This is a genomic window from Methylobacterium oryzae, assembly GCF_021398735.1.
Classification (GTDB): Bacteria; Pseudomonadota; Alphaproteobacteria; order Rhizobiales; family Beijerinckiaceae; genus Methylobacterium.
This window is the reverse complement of record NZ_CP090349.1, coordinates 4,301,286-4,317,639: the sequence shown is the minus strand read 5'-3', so window position 1 is coordinate 4,317,639 and position 16,354 is coordinate 4,301,286. Positions and strand designations below refer to the sequence as shown.

17 protein-coding genes are annotated in these 16,354 nt (G+C 71.1%); 7 read left to right on the top strand and 10 right to left on the bottom strand.

What is annotated here, in order from left to right; all coding sequences use genetic code 11:
- Positions 1 to 49: 49 nt before the first annotated feature.
- From LXM90_RS20640 to LXM90_RS20620, 5 genes are all read left to right on the top strand, one after another.
- A complete protein-coding gene (locus LXM90_RS20640; protein ID WP_020093508.1) occupies positions 50 to 1,273 on the top strand; it encodes an SMP-30/gluconolactonase/LRE family protein in 1,224 nt (407 codons plus the stop codon).
- 90 nt (positions 1,274 to 1,363) lie between these two features.
- Positions 1,364 to 1,948, top strand: coding sequence for a DUF1285 domain-containing protein (locus LXM90_RS20635; protein ID WP_020093507.1), 585 nt, complete (start codon positions 1,364 to 1,366; stop codon positions 1,946 to 1,948).
- Complete coding sequence (locus tag LXM90_RS20630) at positions 1,945 to 2,616, top strand: CoA pyrophosphatase (protein WP_026604983.1); 672 nt, start codon at positions 1,945 to 1,947, stop codon at positions 2,614 to 2,616. Before LXM90_RS20635 ends, LXM90_RS20630 begins: the two co-directional genes overlap by 4 nt.
- Before the next feature lie 9 nt (positions 2,617 to 2,625).
- Positions 2,626 to 2,883 (top strand): DUF6111 family protein, encoded by a 258-nt coding sequence (locus tag LXM90_RS20625; RefSeq protein ID WP_020093505.1) that lies wholly within the window; start codon positions 2,626 to 2,628, stop codon positions 2,881 to 2,883.
- Positions 2,880 to 4,118, top strand: coding sequence for a CCA tRNA nucleotidyltransferase (locus LXM90_RS20620; protein WP_234081029.1), 1,239 nt, complete (start codon positions 2,880 to 2,882; stop codon positions 4,116 to 4,118). Before LXM90_RS20625 ends, LXM90_RS20620 begins: the two co-directional genes overlap by 4 nt.
- Before the next feature lie 7 nt (positions 4,119 to 4,125).
- On the opposite strand, the gene LXM90_RS20615 is transcribed toward LXM90_RS20620, so the two are convergent.
- The 7 genes from LXM90_RS20615 to LXM90_RS20585 all read right to left on the bottom strand — a co-directional run bounded on the left by LXM90_RS20615 (position 4,126) and on the right by LXM90_RS20585 (position 11,020).
- On the bottom strand, positions 4,126 to 4,527 hold the full coding sequence (locus LXM90_RS20615) for a F0F1 ATP synthase subunit epsilon (RefSeq protein ID WP_020093503.1): 402 nt from the start codon (positions 4,525 to 4,527) through the stop codon (positions 4,126 to 4,128).
- A 140-nt stretch (positions 4,528 to 4,667) separates the two neighbouring features.
- Entirely contained in the window at positions 4,668 to 6,122 is a 1,455-nt protein-coding gene (gene atpD, locus LXM90_RS20610; protein WP_020093502.1) for a F0F1 ATP synthase subunit beta, read from the bottom strand.
- Positions 6,123 to 6,164: 42 nt separating this feature from the next.
- Positions 6,165 to 7,055 (bottom strand): F0F1 ATP synthase subunit gamma, encoded by an 891-nt coding sequence (locus tag LXM90_RS20605; protein ID WP_020093501.1) that lies wholly within the window; start codon positions 7,053 to 7,055, stop codon positions 6,165 to 6,167.
- Between the two features lie 134 nt (positions 7,056 to 7,189).
- Entirely contained in the window at positions 7,190 to 8,722 is a 1,533-nt protein-coding gene (gene atpA, locus LXM90_RS20600; RefSeq protein ID WP_020093500.1) for a F0F1 ATP synthase subunit alpha, read from the bottom strand.
- A gap of 54 nt (positions 8,723 to 8,776) precedes the next feature.
- Positions 8,777 to 9,349 carry a F0F1 ATP synthase subunit delta gene (locus LXM90_RS20595; protein WP_020093499.1) on the bottom strand — a complete coding sequence of 191 codons (573 nt, stop codon included), beginning with the start codon at positions 9,347 to 9,349 and terminating at the stop codon, positions 8,777 to 8,779.
- A 216-nt stretch (positions 9,350 to 9,565) separates the two neighbouring features.
- Positions 9,566 to 10,264 (bottom strand): DsbA family protein, encoded by a 699-nt coding sequence (locus LXM90_RS20590; RefSeq protein ID WP_020093498.1) that lies wholly within the window; start codon positions 10,262 to 10,264, stop codon positions 9,566 to 9,568.
- Positions 10,265 to 10,393: 129 nt separating this feature from the next.
- Complete coding sequence (locus tag LXM90_RS20585) at positions 10,394 to 11,020, bottom strand: 2-hydroxychromene-2-carboxylate isomerase (RefSeq protein WP_020093497.1); 627 nt, start codon at positions 11,018 to 11,020, stop codon at positions 10,394 to 10,396.
- Positions 11,021 to 11,232: 212 nt separating this feature from the next.
- On the opposite strand from LXM90_RS20585, the gene LXM90_RS20580 reads away from it, so the two are divergent.
- Positions 11,233 to 12,471 carry an argininosuccinate synthase gene (locus tag LXM90_RS20580; protein ID WP_020093496.1) on the top strand — a complete coding sequence of 413 codons (1,239 nt, stop codon included), beginning with the start codon at positions 11,233 to 11,235 and terminating at the stop codon, positions 12,469 to 12,471.
- Positions 12,472 to 12,520: 49 nt separating this feature from the next.
- Here the strand turns inward: LXM90_RS20580 and LXM90_RS20575 are convergent, their stop codons facing one another.
- Both LXM90_RS20575 and mtgA read right to left on the bottom strand, forming a co-directional pair.
- A complete protein-coding gene (locus LXM90_RS20575; protein WP_020093495.1) occupies positions 12,521 to 13,165 on the bottom strand; it encodes a hypothetical protein in 645 nt (214 codons plus the stop codon).
- 62 nt (positions 13,166 to 13,227) lie between these two features.
- Entirely contained in the window at positions 13,228 to 13,998 is a 771-nt protein-coding gene (mtgA, locus tag LXM90_RS20570; protein WP_376738861.1) for a monofunctional biosynthetic peptidoglycan transglycosylase, read from the bottom strand.
- A gap of 34 nt (positions 13,999 to 14,032) precedes the next feature.
- Here mtgA and LXM90_RS20565 point away from each other — a divergent pair, with 34 nt between their 5' ends.
- Positions 14,033 to 15,004, top strand: a complete 972-nt coding sequence (locus tag LXM90_RS20565) for a polyprenyl synthetase family protein (RefSeq protein ID WP_026604982.1) — start codon at positions 14,033 to 14,035, stop codon at positions 15,002 to 15,004.
- A gap of 211 nt (positions 15,005 to 15,215) precedes the next feature.
- Here the strand turns inward: LXM90_RS20565 and mmsB are convergent, their stop codons facing one another.
- Positions 15,216 to 16,343, bottom strand: a complete 1,128-nt coding sequence (mmsB, locus tag LXM90_RS20560; protein ID WP_042669552.1) for a multiple monosaccharide ABC transporter permease — start codon at positions 16,341 to 16,343, stop codon at positions 15,216 to 15,218.
- Positions 16,344 to 16,354 lie beyond the last annotated feature (11 nt).

The window sequence follows — 16,354 nt, the reverse complement described above, 5'->3', positions numbered from 1 at the left end:
TGCCCGGGCGCATCGCGGCGCAGAGGCCCGATGTGCGGGGGAGGATCACATGCGACCGTCGCGGACCGACGCATCCGGGATCGCGGGTGAACGCGAGTCGATTCCGCGATCCCGGCGCACGATCCTCGCGGGCCTGGGGGCCCTGGCCGTCACTGCCGGCGACGCGGCGGCCCGACCGGAACCGCCCAGCACGGTGACGAGCCCGCCGCGCGACTTCCGGCCTGGCGCCGCCCCGACCACCTACTTCACCGATCCGGACATCGTCACGGTCGACCCGGCGTTCGAGCCCTACATCGTGCCCAACAGCGCCATCCGCCGGCTCTGGACCGGCGCCCTCTGGGCGGAGGGACCGGCCTGGAACTCGGTCGGCCGTTACCTCGTCTGGAGCGACATCCCGAACAACCGGCAGATGCGCTGGCTGGAGGAGGACGGGCACGTCTCCACCTTCCGGATGCCGAGCAACAACTCCAACGGCAACAGCTTCGATCGCCAGGGGCGACAGCTTACCTGCGAGCACGCCACCGGGCGGGTCGTCCGCTACGAGCTCGACGGCTCGGCGACGGTCCTGGCCGATTCGTTCGAGGGCAAGCCGCTCAACTCGCCCAACGACGTCATCCAGCACCCGGACGGCGCCTACTGGTTCTCCGATCCGCCCTACGGGGCGCTTCTCTACGAGGGCCTGCCCGACGTCGCCGGCGGCCCGAGCAACCGGCAGGGCCATCTCGATCCGCGGCTCGGCCAGCCCGCCGGGACCGTCCCGCGGCGACGCGAGCTCCCGAACGCGGTCTACCGCATCGACCCGTCCGGCCGGGTCGACCGGGTTCTGACCGACGACGAGGTGCCCGACCCCAACGGCCTGTGCTTCTCGCCCGATCACCGGACGCTCTACGTCTGCTCCACCGGCAAGGGTCCCGGGGATACCGGACCCGGCGGCAAGGGCGAGATCTATGCCTTCGACGTCGGGGCCGGGGCGGCGCTCTCGAACAAGCGCCTCTTCTCGGACTGCGTCGTCGACGGGGTGAAATGCGGGCCCGACGGCCTGCGGACCGACGTCGACGGCAATCTCTGGGTGTCGAGCAATGCCGGCCGGGCCGTGGGCTACAACGGCGTCACCGTCTGGACGCCCCAGGGCAAGCTCATCGGTCGGATCCGCCTGCCGGAAGTGTGCGGGAATCTGACCTTCGGCGGCCCCAAGCGCAACCGCCTGTTCATGGCGGCGAGCCAGTCGCTCTACGCCCTGACGGTGAATACCCAGGGCGCCGGGCCGGCCTAGGATCGCGAATCTGCGATCCGGGACGGAACCGGCGCCGATCCTCCTCTCGGCCATGGCTGACCGGGCATCGCGACGCTATCTGTCACGGGCATGAGCGAGGATCCCGCCCCCGACCCGACCTTGAGCCGCCTCAGCGCGGCCCTCGGGGATCTGCCGAAGCGCGGGCTGCCGCCGGTGGAGCGGTGGGACCCACCCTATTGCGGCGCCATCGACATCCGCATCGCCGCGGACGGGACGTGGTTCCACAACGGCTCGCCGATCCGACGGGACAAGCTGGTCAAGCTCTTCGCCACCATCCTGCGGCGCGAGCCGGACGGCCGGACCGTCCTGGTCACGCCGGTGGAGAGCGTGGGCATCACCGTGGACGACGCGGCCTTCGTGGCCGTCGAGATGGCGGTGGACGGGAGCGGGGCGGACCGGCGGGTCTCGTTCCGGACCAACGTCGACGACCTAGTGAGCGTCGACGCCGACCACACCCTCCGCTTCGAGGAGGCGCCGGACGGGGCGCTGAAGCCCTACCTCCATGTCCGCCGCGGGCTGTGGGCGCTCGTGACCCGGGCGCTCACCTACGACCTCGTGGACCTCGCCGAGGAGCGTCTGGTCGACGGGAAGCCCTGGCTCGGCCTGTGGGCCGGCGGCGCCTTCCACTCGATCGCGCCGGTCGCCGCCGCGTGAGCGACCCGCTCGCCGACTTCCTCGCCCGCGCCGCCGCCGGCCTGTCGCCGGACCCGCCCGGACCGGACGATCCGACCTCCAATCCCCGGGGCGACCACAGCCTCGATCCGGACGGGACGGCCGTGATCCCGCCGCCGCCGCACCGCCGGGCCGCCGTCCTCGTGGCGGTCGTGCCGCGCGCGGACGGTCCGACCCTGATCCTGACGATGCGGGCCGCCAACCTGCGCGACCATTCCGGGCAGGTGGCGCTGCCGGGGGGCAAGATCGATCCCTCCGATCCCGGGCCTGCGGACGCGGCCCTGCGGGAGGCCTACGAGGAGATCGGGCTGCCGCCCGAGGCGGTGCGGTTCCTCGGCTATCTCGACCCATACCTCTCGGGCACCGGCTTCCTCGTGACGCCGGTCATCGGCCTGGTCGATCCCGGCGCGGTCCTGACGCCGAACCCGGACGAGGTGGCCGACGTCTTCGAGGTACCGCTCCCGTTCCTCATGGACCCGGAGCGCTACCGCCTGCGCTCCCGCGCGTGGCAGGGCCGCGAGCGCTGGTTCTACGCCTTGACCTTCGGCGAGCGGCTGATCTGGGGCGTCACCGCCGGGATCCTGAACAATCTGCGGGAACGGCTCTACCCGGAGGCGGAGCCGGGCGACGCCGACCGCGCGGCGCGTTAGGCTGACCGCATGCTCCGCCGCATCCTCGAAGAGTTCGGCCTCTTCCTCATCCCCTTCGCGCTGTTCCTCGTCTACCTGCTGCTGTCCGGCCGCAATCCCCTGCGCCGGGTACACTGGGACGCGCACCTGTTCCGCTTGGTCCTGGCCGGGCTGGCGGTGGTGATCGGCACCCTCGTCTACGAGGGCCTGTTCTCGGAGCGCCGTCCCGGGGGCTACGTGCCGACCCACATGGAGAACGGCCGCCTCGTACCCGGTGGCTTCCGGTGAGCCGCGCCCTCGATCCGGCGGGGCTGGCGGCCCTGCTCGAACGCCCGGGCGTCCGCCGCGTCCTCGCGGCCCTGGACGCGCCGGGCGCGGAGACCCGCCTGATCGGCGGCTGCGTCCGCGACGCGCTCCTCGGCGCGCCGACCGCCGACATCGACATGGCGACGACGCACCGGCCCGAGGCGGTGATGCGGGCGGCGCAGCGGGCGCCCGGCCTCAAGGCGGTGCCGACCGGCATCGAGCACGGCACCATCACGCTGGTGACCGAGGACGGGCCGATCGAGGTCACGACCCTGCGCGAGGACGTCGAGACCGACGGGCGTCACGCCGTCGTCCGCTTCGGCAGCGACTTCCTCCGCGACGCCGAGCGCCGCGACTTCACCGTCAACACGCTCTCCCTCGGCGCCGACGGAACCCTGCACGACCCGGTGGGCGGCCGGCCCGACCTGACGGCCGGGCGGGTGCGCTTCATCGGCGACCCGGCGACCCGGATCCGCGAGGACGCGCTGCGGATCCTGCGCTTCTTCCGCTTCCATGCGCGGTTCGGAGCCGGCGCGCCAGACGCCGCGGCCCTGGCGGCCTGCGTGGCCGCGCGGGACAGCCTGGACCGGCTCTCTCGCGAGCGCGTGCGCGCGGAATTCCTGAAGTTGCTCGCGGCCCCCGGCGGCGCGGCCATGGTGACGACGCTGAGCACGACCGGGCTGCTGCCGCGGATCACCGGCGGCGTCGGGGAGCTCGGGCGGCTGGAACGGGCCGCAGCCGCGGGCCTGCCTCCGGTGACGCGCCTCGCGGCCCTCGCCGTCGGCGCTCGGCACGACGCCGACCGGCTGCGCGACCGGCTACGCCTGTCGAAGAACGAGCACGGGCAGCTGCTCGGCTACGCCGCGGCGCTGGCCAATCTCCACGGATGCGCGGTGCTGGACGCGGTCGCGGCGCGGGCCCTGGCGGCGGAGCACGGCCTGTCGTGCCTGGCCGACGCGCTGGCGATCCTGGCCGGAGAGCCGCGGCCCGCCGTGACGGAGGCGGCGCGGGCGGCCCTGCGGGCCCTGGAGGGGGAAGGGGAGTCGCCGGCCTTTCCCCTGGCGGGGGCGGATCTCGTCGCGGCCGGGGTGGCGCCGGGGCCCGGGATCGGGCGCGGGTTGGCCGCGGCGCGGAGGATCTGGCTGGAGCGGGGCTGCCCGACGGACGCGGCAGCGCGGGCCGACCTGCTGGCGCGGGCGCTGGAGAGCGCCCGCTGAACGAGGCTCAGAGCTTCAGGAGCGCCTTGGTCTCCTGGAGCTGGACGATCTGGCCGTTCAGCTCCTCGCGCTTCTGCAGGTCCTCGGTGGCGTCGCGCTGCATCTCGATCGCCTCGATGTCGCGGTCGAGGGATTCGTGCGTCAGCTCCTCGATCGGGGCGGCGCGCTCGGCCAGCACGGTCACGGCCGTCGGGCCGATATCGGCGAAGCCGCCGCGGACGTAGATCCGCTTGCCGCTGCCCTGGCTCTCGGTGATCACGATGACGCCGACCCGAAGGGAGGTCAGCACGGGCGCGTGGCCCGGCATCACGGTCATCTCGCCCTCGGTGCCGGGCAGCTGAACGGCGGTCACCTCGCCGGAATACAGCGTCCGCTCGGGGCCGACGAAATCGAAGTGGAAGGTGGCCATGGCCTGACGTGTTCCCGGATCGGCGGCGCGCGCCCCGCCAAGCGGGCGGAGCGTCTCGGAAAAAGGCTGCGCGGACGGCACCGGTCAGGGTCGCCCGCGCGGCCTCTGTCCCCTTCCCGCGCGGGGAAGGGGGTGTCGTCTTACGCGGCCTTGAGCTTCTTGGCCTTCTCCTGGGCCTCCTCGATGGTGCCGACCATGTAGAAGGCGGCCTCCGGGAGGTCGTCGTAGTCGCCGTTCACCAGGCCCTTGAAGCCCTTGATGGTGTCCTCGAGGGCGACCTGCTTGCCCGGCGAGCCAGTGAACACCTCGGCCACCGAGAAGGGCTGCGAGAAGAAGCGCTCGATCTTGCGGGCGCGGGCCACGGTCAGCTTGTCCTCCTCGGACAGCTCGTCCATGCCCAGGATCGCGATGATATCCTGGAGAGCCTTGTAGCGCTGCAGGGTCTGCTGGACGCGGCGGGCGACATCGTAGTGCTCCTCGCCGAGGATCGCCGGCGACAGCATGCGCGAGGTCGAGTCCAGCGGGTCCACCGCCGGGTAGATGCCCTTCTCGGCGATCGAGCGCGACAGCACGGTCGTGGCGTCGAGGTGGGCGAACGAGGCGGCGGGCGCCGGGTCGGTCAGGTCGTCGGCCGGCACGTAGATCGCCTGCACCGAGGTGATCGAGCCCTTGGTCGTGGTGGTGATGCGCTCCTGGAGGGCGCCCATGTCGGTGGCGAGCGTCGGCTGGTAGCCCACCGCCGACGGGATGCGGCCGAGGAGCGCCGACACCTCGGAGCCCGCCTGCGTGAAGCGGAAGATGTTGTCGACGAAGAACAGCACGTCCTGGCCGTCGTCGCGGAACTGCTCGGCGATCGTGAGGCCGGTCAGGGCGACGCGCGAGCGGGCGCCCGGCGACTCGTTCATCTGGCCGTAGACCAGGGCGCACTTCGAACCCTCGGCGGAGCCGTGCTCCTTCGGGTCGACGTTCACCTTGGACTCGATCATCTCGTGGTAGAGATCGTTGCCCTCGCGGGTGCGCTCACCCACGCCGGCGAACACCGAGTAGCCCGAGTGCACCTTGGCGATGTTGTTGATCAGCTCCATGATCAGCACGGTCTTGCCGACGCCGGCGCCGCCGAACAGGCCGATCTTGCCGCCCTTCGCGTAGGGGGCGAGCAGGTCCACCACCTTGATGCCGGTCACGAGGATCTGGGCCTCGGTCGACTGCTCGGCGTAGGAGGGGGCCGGCTGGTGGATGGCGCGGAACGTGTCGGCCTGGACTGGGCCAGCCTCGTCGATCGGCTCGCCGATGACGTTCATGATGCGGCCGAGCGTGTTCATGCCGACCGGAACCTTGATCGGCTCGCCGGTGTCGGTGCACTCCTGGCCGCGGGTCAGGCCCTCGGACGTGTCCATGGCGATGCAGCGGACGGTGTTCTCGCCGAGCTGCTGGGCCACCTCGAGGACGAGGCGGGCGCCGTTGTTCTTGGTCTCCAGCGCGTTCAGGATCTCGGGCAGGTGGCCCTCGAACTGCACGTCGACCACGGGGCCGATGACCTGGGTGATCTTGCCGACCTTGTTGGAGCCGGTGCCGGGGAGTGCGGTGTTCGCCATCGTTAACCTACCCTTCAAGCTGTGCGGTCGGGTCGCGGTGCCTCAGAGGGCTTCCGCGCCCGAGATGATCTCGATGAGTTCCTTGGTGATCATGGCCTGACGCGTCCGGTTGTAGATCAGCGTCTGCTTCTTGATCATCTCGCCCGCGTTGCGGGTCGCCGAGTCCATGGCGCTCATGCGCGCGCCCTGCTCGGAGGCGGCGTTCTCCAGGAGCGCCCGGTAGATCTGCACCGTCAGGTTCTTCGGCAGCAGCGTCTCGAGGATCGCCTCCTCGGACGGCTCGAATTCCAGGGCGGCGTTGCCGGCGGCCGCCTTCGCGGTCGTGTCGACCGCCGGCAGCTCCGCGGGGATCAGGCGCTGCGCGGTCGGGATCTGCGAGATGACCGAGCGGAACTCGGAGTAGAACAGGGTCGCGACGTCGAACTCGCCGTTCTCGAAGCGGGTCAGGATCTTGTCGGCGATCGAGGCGGCGAACTCGTAATCCACCGGGCGGTTGCCGCGGATGTCCATGCTCTCGACGATCTGGTCGCGGTACTGCCGGCGCAGCGCGTCGAGGCCCTTCTTGCCGACCGTCATGATCTTGACCGTCTTGCCCTCGGCGGCGAGCCTCTGGGCGTACTCGCGCACCGCGAGGCGGACGATCGACGAGTTGAACGCGCCGGCGAGGCCGCGGTCGCCCGTGCACACCACGAGCAGGTGCGTCTGCTCGGAGCCGGTCCCGGACAGGAGCCGCGGGGCGCCGACGCCGCCGACGAGGTTGCCCGCGAGGTTGCCGAGCACCGCCGACATCTTCTCGGCGTAGGGACGGCCCGCCTCGGCGGCCATCTGCGCCCGGCGCAGCTTGGCGGCGGCGACCATCTGCATGGCCTTGGTGATCTTCTGCGTCGCCTTCACCGAGGTGATGCGGTTGCGCAGGTCCTTCAAACTCGCCATCGGGTGAGGTCCAGGTCCGTTCTATGGGCCTCTCCTTCCCTCGGCGGGAAGGAGCCGGAAGTTCGGGCGGTGCGGCGGGGACCGGGATCCCCCCGCACCACCCAAGATCCCTCCCCGAGGGGAGGGGCCTCACATCAGCCGATCGACTTGGCGACGCTCTCGACGACGCTCTTCAGCTTGCCGGCGTTCTCGTCCGACAGGTCCTTGGAGGCGGCGATCGAGTCGAGCAGGTCCTTGTGCTTGGAGCGCAGGGTCGAGAGCAGCGCGTCCTCGAAGGGACGGACCTTGGTCACCGGCATCTTGTCGAGGTAGCCGTTCACGCCGGCGTAGATCACCGCGACCTGCTCTTCCATCTTCAGTGGCGAGAACTGCGGCTGCTTCAGGAGCTCGGTGAGCCGCGAGCCGCGGTTCAGGAGCGCCTGGGTGGAGGCGTCGAGATCCGAGCCGAACTGCGCGAAGGCGGCCATCTCGCGGTACTGCGCGAGCTCGCCCTTGATCTTGCCGGCGACCTTCTTCATCGCCTTGGTCTGCGCCGAGGAGCCCACCCGCGACACCGAGAGGCCGACGTTCACCGCCGGGCGGATGCCCTGGTAGAACAGGTCGGTCTCGAGGAAGATCTGGCCGTCGGTGATCGAGATCACGTTGGTCGGGATGTAGGCCGAGACGTCGTTGGCCTGGGTCTCGATGACCGGCAGCGCGGTCAGCGAGCCGTTGCCGGCGGCGTCGCCCATCTTGGCGGCGCGCTCGAGCAGGCGGCTGTGGAGGTAGAACACGTCGCCCGGATACGCCTCGCGGCCCGGCGGGCGGCGCAGCAGCAGCGACATCTGGCGGTAGGCCACGGCCTGCTTGGACAGATCGTCGTACACGATCACGGCGTGCATGCCGTTGTCGCGGAAGTACTCGCCCATGGCGCAGCCGGCGAACGGCGCGATGAACTGCATCGGGGCCGCGTCGGACGCCGTGGCGGCGATGACGATGGAGTACTCCAGCGCGCCCTGGTCCTCCAGGACCTTCACGAACTGGGCCACCGTCGAGCGCTTCTGGCCGATAGCGACGTAGATGCAGTAGAGCTTGGCCTTCTCGTCACTGCCGGCGGTGTGGCCCGGCTTCTGGTTCAGGATCGTGTCGAGGGCGATGGCGGTCTTGCCGGTCTGGCGATCGCCGATGATCAGCTCGCGCTGGCCGCGGCCGACCGGGATCAGGGCGTCGATCGCCTTCAGGCCCGTGGCCATCGGCTCGTGCACAGACTTGCGCGGGATGATGCCCGGAGCCTTGACGTCGACGCGGCGACGCTCGGTCGACTGGATCGGGCCCTTGCCGTCGATCGGGTTGCCGAGGGCGTCGACGACGCGGCCGAGCAGGCCCTTGCCGACCGGCACGTCCACGATGGCGCCGGTCCGCTTGACGGTCTGGCCTTCCTTGATCTCGCGGTCGGAGCCGAAGATCACGATGCCGACGTTGTCCTGCTCGAGGTTCAGGGCCATGCCGCGCACGCCCGACTCGAACTCGACCATCTCGCCGGCCTGGACGTTGTCGAGGCCGTAGGCGCGGGCGATGCCGTCGCCGACGGACAGGACCTGCCCGACCTCGGAGACCTCGGCCTCCTCGCCGAAGTTCTTGATCTGCTCTTTCAGGATCGCGGAGATCTCGGCGGCGCGGATGTCCATACTCGGGCCTCTGTCGCTGATGCGTCTATGCGTGTTCGGGTCGGATGGGGGCGCTTACCGCGCGGCCCGCATCGCGAGGCGGATACCGTTGAGCTTGGTCTTGAGGGAGGCGTCGACCATGCGCGAGCCCATCTTCACGACGAGGCCGCCGATCAGGCTGGGATCGACCACGAGGTCGACGGCGACATCGGCCTTGGCGATGTCGCGCAGCGACGCCTTGATCTCCTCGATCACCGCGTCGGAGGGCTTCTCGGCCACCCGGACCTGGGCGCGCACGATGCCCTTCGAGTCCTGGACCAGGGTCCGGAACGCGTCGATCATGTCGGGCAGGGCGAAGAGCCGGCGGTTCGAGGCCGCGAGGCGGATGAAATTGCCGGCGAGGCCGCCGATGCCCGCCTTGTCGAGCACGGCGCCGATGGCGGCCGCCTGCTCCTCGGCGCTGAAGACCGGGCTGCGGACGAGGCGGCGGAGATCCGCGCTCTCCTTCAGCAGCGTGTCGAATTGATCGAGAGACTCGGCGACCGCGTCGACCTGGCGCTCGTCGCGCGCGAGCTCGAACAGGGCGGAAGCGTACCGGCCCGCCACGCCTGCGACCAGGGGACCAGCCTCGGAACCGTTCTGCGCCACCCGTCGCTCTCTTCTCTGGTTGCCCGTCCGCTCCGCGCGCTCCGGCTGGAGCGCGGTGCGAGACCGTTCGGGACGTGGGATCGCGCCGGCAACGGACAGGTCGAGAACTGTCCTCGCGGCGCGGCGACCGCCTAGCATGCCAGCATGGCCGCGCGCAACACGGCAGGCGCGCGTCGCTGCGCGTCAGGACGGCGGAAGTGTGACGCGGGTCCCGCCTCAGCAGGCGAGCCGGTCGCAGCGCCGCACGCTCGCGATCATCTTGGCCATGGCGCCGGCGCCGGGATGCCCGAGGATCCCGCTGTTGCCGATCACGTAGGACGGCGTCGCGTATAGGCCGAGATCCGCGGCCATCCGCATCTGGCTCTTCAGCGCCGCGCGCACCTCCTCGCTGTCGGCGATCTCCTCGACCTCCGCCTGCGGGATCCCCATCGTGGCGGCGACGGCGAGCGCGCCGGGCCCGTCGATGCGGCCGGGCTTGCCCAGCAGCGTCTGGTAGAAGCGCCACGCCGCCTCGGAGCCGAGCTTGCGCTGCACCGCGAGCATCACCTTGGCGGCCTGGGCGGATTGCGGCGACAGGATCGGGTTGTGGACAAGCCCGATCCGCAGCTCCGGATCGCTGTCGTGCAGGGCAACCACGTCGGCGGCCGCCTTCCGGCAGTACGGGCAGTTGAAGTCGAAGAACTCGTAGAGCGTGGTGCCGGCATCCCGCGGCCCGACATAGGTCACGCCGCGCAGGGCCGGGATCTGCCCGGTGATCTCGCCCGGCAGGATCGAGTTCGCCACCGCGCGCCCGTCGTCGCCCGTCACCGCGACCCGCTGGCCGTAGGATTGCGCGGAGGCGCTGGTCAGGCCGGCACCGAAGGTGGCGGCTGCGGCGAGCAGGAGGCGTCGCGAGACAGGCTTCGAAACAGGCATGGGACTCGTCCGGGGCATCGCTGTCCCGCTCCGGCCGCGCCGAAGCGGAGCCGGACCAGAACCAGGGGGTCGAGTCGGTTTCATGGCCGAGCGGCCGTGAACGTCGCGCTACCGCGCGGCGGGCGCGGCCTAGCGCAGCCCCTTCGGCCGGTCGCCGGTCGCCCAGGCCAGGGCCTGCTCGAGCCGGTCGTTGCCCCAGAACAGCTCGCCGTCATCGGCCAGGAACGTCGGCGCCCCGTAGATCCCGCGGGAGCGCGCCTCCTCGACGCTGACCCGCAGCTTCGTCTTGTTGGCCTCGGCGGCGGCGGCCCGCACGGTCTGCGTGCCGTCGAGCCCGAGCGAATCGAGGATCTCCGCGACGGCCGCCGGCTCCGCGATCGAGCGGCCCTCGGCGAAGCTCGCGGTGAAGACCGCCTTCGAGAACGGGACCAGCCACGGCTGGTCCTGGCCGAGGATCGCGACCCGCACCGCGCTGAGGCTGTTCTGCGGAAACTGGGCGGGGCGCGTCACCGGCGGCAGGCCGAGGCGGGCGGCCTCGCGCTCGACGTCGCGCCACATGTTCTTGCCCTTGGCCGCGTAGAGATTGAACGGCGAGGTGGTCCAGCCCTGCGCGGCGAAGAGCGGCCCGACCAGGAAGGGGCGCCACCGGATCGCCACGTCCGCCTCGGCGGCGGCGGCCTCGACGCGCATGGCCGCGAGGTAGGAGTAGGTGGAGGCGAATTCGTACCAGAACTCCAGAATTGGCTGGCGCGCCATAGACTTCGCTTCTCCGATGCACTCTCGCGGCGATGACGACCTGCAACGCCCGCGCCGTTTCTGACACAACCGCAAGGCCGTCGTGAGGCGAAACGCGGCCGATCCTCCGGCATCTCGGCTACGCGCGAGGCGGCGCGCCGGTTGCAGGCCGGTGACACCCGCGATAAGCCGCAGACGCCGAGCCAGATCCCTCGCCCAGTTCCGGAAGTCCCATGTCCGTCCCCGCGAAGAGCCCCGTGAAGAAGGTCGTGCTGGCCTATTCCGGCGGCCTCGACACATCGATCATCCTGAAGTGGCTGCAGACCACCTACGGCTGCGAGGTCGTCACCTTCACGGCCGATCTCGGCCAGGGCGAGGAGCTGGAGCCCGCGCGCCGCAAGGCGGAGCTCCTCGGCATCAAGCCCGAGAATATCTACATCGAGGACCTGCGCGAGGAATTCGTCCGCGACTACGTCTTCCCGATGTTCCGGGCGAACGCCGTCTACGAGGGCGTCTACCTGCTCGGCACCTCGATCGCCCGGCCGCTGATCGCCAAGAAGCAGATCGAGATCGCCGAGCGCGTCGGCGCCGACGCGGTCTGCCACGGCGCCACCGGCAAGGGGAACGATCAGGTCCGGTTCGAGCTTGGCTACTACGCGCTGAAGCCCGACGTCACGGTAATCGCGCCCTGGCGCGAGTGGGACCTGCGCTCGCGCGAGCAGCTCATCGCCTTCGCCGAGCAGCACCAGATCCCGATCGCCAAGGACAAGCGCGGCGAGAGCCCGTTCTCGGTGGACGCCAACCTCCTGCACGCCTCCTCGGAGGGCAAGGTGCTGGAGGATCCGGCCGTCGAGGTGCCGGACTACGTCTACTCGCGCACCCTCTCCCCCGAGGAGGCGCCCGACCAGCCGACGGTCATCACGATCGGGTTCGAGCGCGGCGACGCCGTCTCGATCGACGGCGAGGCTCTGTCGCCCGCGAGCCTTCTGACCAAGCTCAACGAGCTCGGCCGCGCCAACGGCATCGGCCGGCTCGACCTGGTGGAGAACCGCTTCGTCGGCATGAAGAGCCGCGGCATGTACGAGACGCCGGGCGGCACGATCCTGCTGCCGGCGCACCGCGCCATCGAGTCGATCACGCTGGACCGGGGGGCCGCGCACCTCAAGGACCAGCTCATGCCGCAATACGCCGAGCTCATCTACAACGGCTTCTGGTTCTCGCCGGAGCGCGAGATGATCCAGGCCCTGATCGACAAGAGCCAGGAGAAGGTCACCGGCACGGTGCGGCTGAAGCTCTACAAGGGCGGCGTCCACGTGATCGGCCGCGAGAGCCCGCACTCGCTCTACGACCAGGACCTCGTGACCTTCGAGGAGGGCGCCGTCGCCTACGATCACCGCGACGCGGCGGGTTTCATCAAGCTCAACGCCCTGCGCCTGCGCACCCTGGCCCAGCGCAAGAAGCGCGAGGGCTGAGCCCGGTGCCGGTCGCCGCCGCGCGGGCGGCCGCGACCGGAGGTAGCCGTCAGGCGGGGAGCCAGCGCTCGGCGGCCCGACGGAAGTCGCCGGGCCCGAGATCGGCGTAGCGCAGGAAGATCTGCAGGGCCGGCTGCAATTCGCGATGGAGGCGCACGAGCCGCGTCTCCGCGTCCTCGTCGTCGTTCGCGGCCGCGCCCGGCACGGCGGCGAGAAGGCGCTTCATGGCCGCGGTGTAGGCACCGTCCGCGCCGTAGGGCCGCTCCGGGTCGACGCGCGGCACCCCCTGCTCGGCGTTCCACCCGATGTTCAGCTGCGGGATCAGCGCGAGGTGCTCGGGCGTCACCGCGAAGGTGATCAGGTCCGGGGTCTCGCCGGTGGCCGCGTCCCGGAAGACGTCGCCCACGGCGCCCGGATCGAGCTTGGCCAGACCGTTGTGGTACTGGTACCGGCCCGGCTTCAGCTGCCCGTTCTGGACGAAGACGGCGAGGCCGTCCTCGAGGGACCGGTGCTCCTCCTCGGCGCCCTCGTCGTCGCCGGTGACGTTGGCGATGTCGCCGTCGCGGTCGAGGCTGCCATAGGGGGCGGCCGGGTGGATGGTCGGCGCCCCCGGCTCGGCGCCGTCCCAGGCGACGACCATCCGGCGGATCAGGGCGATGCGCTCCAGGCTCAGGTCGTAGGCGGCATCGCTCATCGTGTATCGGTCCCGGCTCTCACGCTTGGAAGGCCCGTCTTACAGAGGCGAGTCGCCCCCTGCTACCGCCGCACGCAGCCCGTGAGGCCGTCGATCTGTCCCATCATCGCCTGGATCCGCGCGGCCCGGCGGCGCACCCCGGGAGAGGGCCGGCCGGCGCTGCGGGTGATCGGGTTCGGCAGCACGGCGGCGAGCAGGGCGGCCTCGTTGCGGGTCAGCCGGCTCGCGTCCTTGCCGAACCAGTGCCGGCTCGCGGCCTGCGCGCCGTAGATCCCGTCGCCCCACTCGGCGACGTTGAGGTAGATCTCCATCATCCGGCGCTTGCCCCAGAGCGTGTCGAGCGCCAGCGCCAGCGGGATCTCGATGGCCTTCCGGATGTAGGAGCGGCCGGGCCACAGGAAGACGTTCTTCACCGTCTGCATGGCGATCGTGGAGGCGCCGCGGCTCGGGGAATCCTCGTCCTCGACCACGTCGCGGATCGCGCCGAAATCGACCCCGTGATCCAGGCAGAAGCGCTGATCCTCCGAGGCGATCACCGCCTGCGGCAGGACCGGCGCGATGGCGGAGAGCGGGACCGGATCCCGACTCACCGGCTGAAGCGTCAACCACCGTCCCAGCATCAGGGTCGACGGCGGCATCACCGCGCTATAGACGAGCGCCAACGTCAGCGCGAGGACGAACCCGACGGCGGGGAGCAGCAGCAGCGCTCCCACAAGCTGTCGGACGCGACGGGAACGGCGCGGGCGCGCGAGCGGGAGGTCGCGACCTGCCGTCTCCCGCCTGCGTCGAGCCCCGTCCACCGTGAGTCCGTCCCCGCCCAACTGACACCCGATTGGTTTCGCAAGGCCAGGACCGGACGTAAGCCCGATGACCCCGACCCCCTCAACGCAGGCACCGACCGGTTCGGTCAAGGCAGTCACGCCGGCCGCCGATTTTACCCACAGGTTGACGGAGGTCGCCGGCACGGTCGAGACCTTCCTGGTCGAGCGGCTCGGCCCCGCGGTCGGCGCCGGCGAGATCGCCCGGCCGCCCCGCCTGATGGAGGCCATGCGGCACGCCGTGCTCGGCGGCGGCAAGCGTCTCCGGCCGTTCCTGGCCATCGAGACCGCCCGGATGCTCGGCGGCTCCGAGGCCGCCGCGCTGGCGGCCGGCGCCGGCGTCGAGCTGGTCCACTGCTACAGCCTCGTCCACGACGACCTGCCGGCGATGGACGACGACGACATGCGCCGCGGCAAGCCCACGGTCCACAAGGCCTACGACGAGGCCACCGCCATCCTCGTCGGCGACGCCCTGCAGACGCTGGCCTTCGAGATCGTGGCCGACCCGACCTGGCAGCCGGATGCGCGCATCCGCGCCGACCTCGTGCTCGGCCTCGCTCGGGCCTCGGGCCTCGGCGGCATGGTCGGCGGCCAGCTCCTCGACCTCACCGCCGAGGGCCGGTTCGGCGCGGCCAACATGGACGTGGACGACACCCTGCGGATGCAGGCGATGAAGACCGGCGCGATCCTGGCCTTCTCGGTGGAGGCCGGCGCGATCGTCGGCGGTGCCGACAAGGACCAGCAGGCCGCACTCCTGCGCTACGGCCTCGCCCTGGGGCAGGCCTTCCAGATCGCCGACGACATCCTCGACCGGGAGGCCTCGCCCGAGGCCATGGGCAAGGCCACCGGCAAGGACAAGGATGCCGGCAAGGCGACGCTCGTCGACCGTCTCGGCATCGACGGGGCCCGCGCCGAGTGCGACCGCCTCGTCGGCGTCTGCGAGGACGCGGTGTCGTCCTGGGGGGAGGGCGCCCGCGTCCTGCGCGACGCCGCCCGCTTCACGGTCGCCCGCAAGACCTGATCGCGCCGGGCGGCGGAAACCCGGCCGCCGCCTCGGGCGGCCGGGCCGGGCCCGGCAGCCCGACCTCCGCGAACACTGCGCCACGACCACGCGGGGCACGCCACAAGCGATCGCGGCTCCGCCGGATCGACACCCTCCGCGACGCGGACCCGCGCCGTCCCGATCGGGGCCATCCGAACCGGAGGCGGGACCGCGGAGCGCGGGGCGCCGGTCAGAGCCGGTTGGTCTTGTTGTGGACGTCGAGGCACACGGCGGCGAGCAGGACGACGCCCTTGATCACCTGCTGCCAGTCGACGCCGATCCCCAGGATCGACATGCCGTTGTTCATGATGCCGATGATGAAGGCGCCGATCACGACACCCGAGACCTTGCCGATGCCGCCCGCCGCCGAGGCGCCACCGATGAAGCAGGCCGCGATCACGTCGAGCTCCATCCCGACGCCGGCCTTCGAGTTCGCGGTGTTGAGCCGGGCGACGAAGATCATGCCGGCGAGGCCCGCCAGCGCGCCCATGTTGGCGAAGGTCAGGAAGGTCAGCCGCTCGGTCTTGATCCCCGAGAGGCGCGCGGCCTTGATGTTCCCGCCCAGCGCGTAGATCCGGCGCCCGATCGTCGTCCGCGTCGTCACGAACCCGTAGAGCGTCACCAGCGCCAGCAGCACGAGGAGCACGTTGGGCAGGCCCCGGTACGCGCTCATCTGCCAGGCGAAGGCCAGGATCAGGATGGCGGTCACGCCGTTGCGGCCGATGAACGCCGCCGGGGACTCGGCCGGGCTCGCGTTCCGCAGCCGAGCCTGCCGCCGTCGCCAGTTCAGCCCGGTCAGCGTCGCGACCAGCGCGGCGGCGATCAGGACGGCGGTCCAGGGTCCGGCGCCGTTGACGAGGAAGCCCTTGGCGAGGAGCTGGAACACCTCCGGGAACGGTCCGATGGAGGCCCCCTGCAGCAGCACCTGCGTCAGGCCGCGGAACACCATCATGCCGGCCAGGGTGACGATGAAGCTCGGGATGGCGAGGTAGGCCACGAAGTAGCCCTGCAGACCGCCGATGACCGCGCCCACCGCGAGGCACAGGACGGCCGCAGAGAACGGGTCGACGTGGAAGCGGACCATCAGCAGGGCGGCGAGCGCCCCCACGAAACCGACCACCGAGCCGACCGACAGGTCGATATGCCCGGCCACGATGACCAGCAGCATCCCGAGCGCCATCACGACGACGTAGCTGTTCTGGAGGATCAGGTTGGTCAGGTTCAGCGGCTGGAACAGGACGCCGCCCGTCGCGACCTCGAAGAACAGCGTGATCACCGCCAGCGCGACGACGAGACCGTAGGCGCGCAGCTGCGCCATCGGCAGGCGGC

Bases quoted from the DNA above. Each gene is read 5' to 3' on its own strand.
- LXM90_RS20640 (WP_020093508.1), top strand. From the start codon at position 50: ATGCGACCGTCGCGGACCGACGCATCCGGGATCGCGGGTGAACGCGAG.
- LXM90_RS20635 (WP_020093507.1), top strand. From the start codon at position 1,364: ATGAGCGAGGATCCCGCCCCCGACCCGACCTTGAGCCGCCTCAGCGCG.
- LXM90_RS20625 (WP_020093505.1), top strand. From the start codon at position 2,626: ATGCTCCGCCGCATCCTCGAAGAGTTCGGCCTCTTCCTCATCCCCTTC.
- LXM90_RS20615 (WP_020093503.1), bottom strand. From the start codon at position 4,527: ATGGCCACCTTCCACTTCGATTTCGTCGGCCCCGAGCGGACGCTGTAT.
- atpD (WP_020093502.1), bottom strand. From the start codon at position 6,122: ATGGCGAACACCGCACTCCCCGGCACCGGCTCCAACAAGGTCGGCAAG.
- LXM90_RS20605 (WP_020093501.1), bottom strand. From the start codon at position 7,055: ATGGCGAGTTTGAAGGACCTGCGCAACCGCATCACCTCGGTGAAGGCG.
- atpA (WP_020093500.1), bottom strand. From the start codon at position 8,722: ATGGACATCCGCGCCGCCGAGATCTCCGCGATCCTGAAAGAGCAGATC.
- LXM90_RS20590 (WP_020093498.1), bottom strand. From the start codon at position 10,264: ATGCCTGTTTCGAAGCCTGTCTCGCGACGCCTCCTGCTCGCCGCAGCC.
- LXM90_RS20585 (WP_020093497.1), bottom strand. From the start codon at position 11,020: ATGGCGCGCCAGCCAATTCTGGAGTTCTGGTACGAATTCGCCTCCACC.
- LXM90_RS20580 (WP_020093496.1), top strand. From the start codon at position 11,233: ATGTCCGTCCCCGCGAAGAGCCCCGTGAAGAAGGTCGTGCTGGCCTAT.
- LXM90_RS20575 (WP_020093495.1), bottom strand. From the start codon at position 13,165: ATGAGCGATGCCGCCTACGACCTGAGCCTGGAGCGCATCGCCCTGATC.
- LXM90_RS20565 (WP_026604982.1), top strand. From the start codon at position 14,033: ATGACCCCGACCCCCTCAACGCAGGCACCGACCGGTTCGGTCAAGGCA.
- mmsB (WP_042669552.1), bottom strand. From the start codon at position 16,343: ATGGCGCAGCTGCGCGCCTACGGTCTCGTCGTCGCGCTGGCGGTGATC.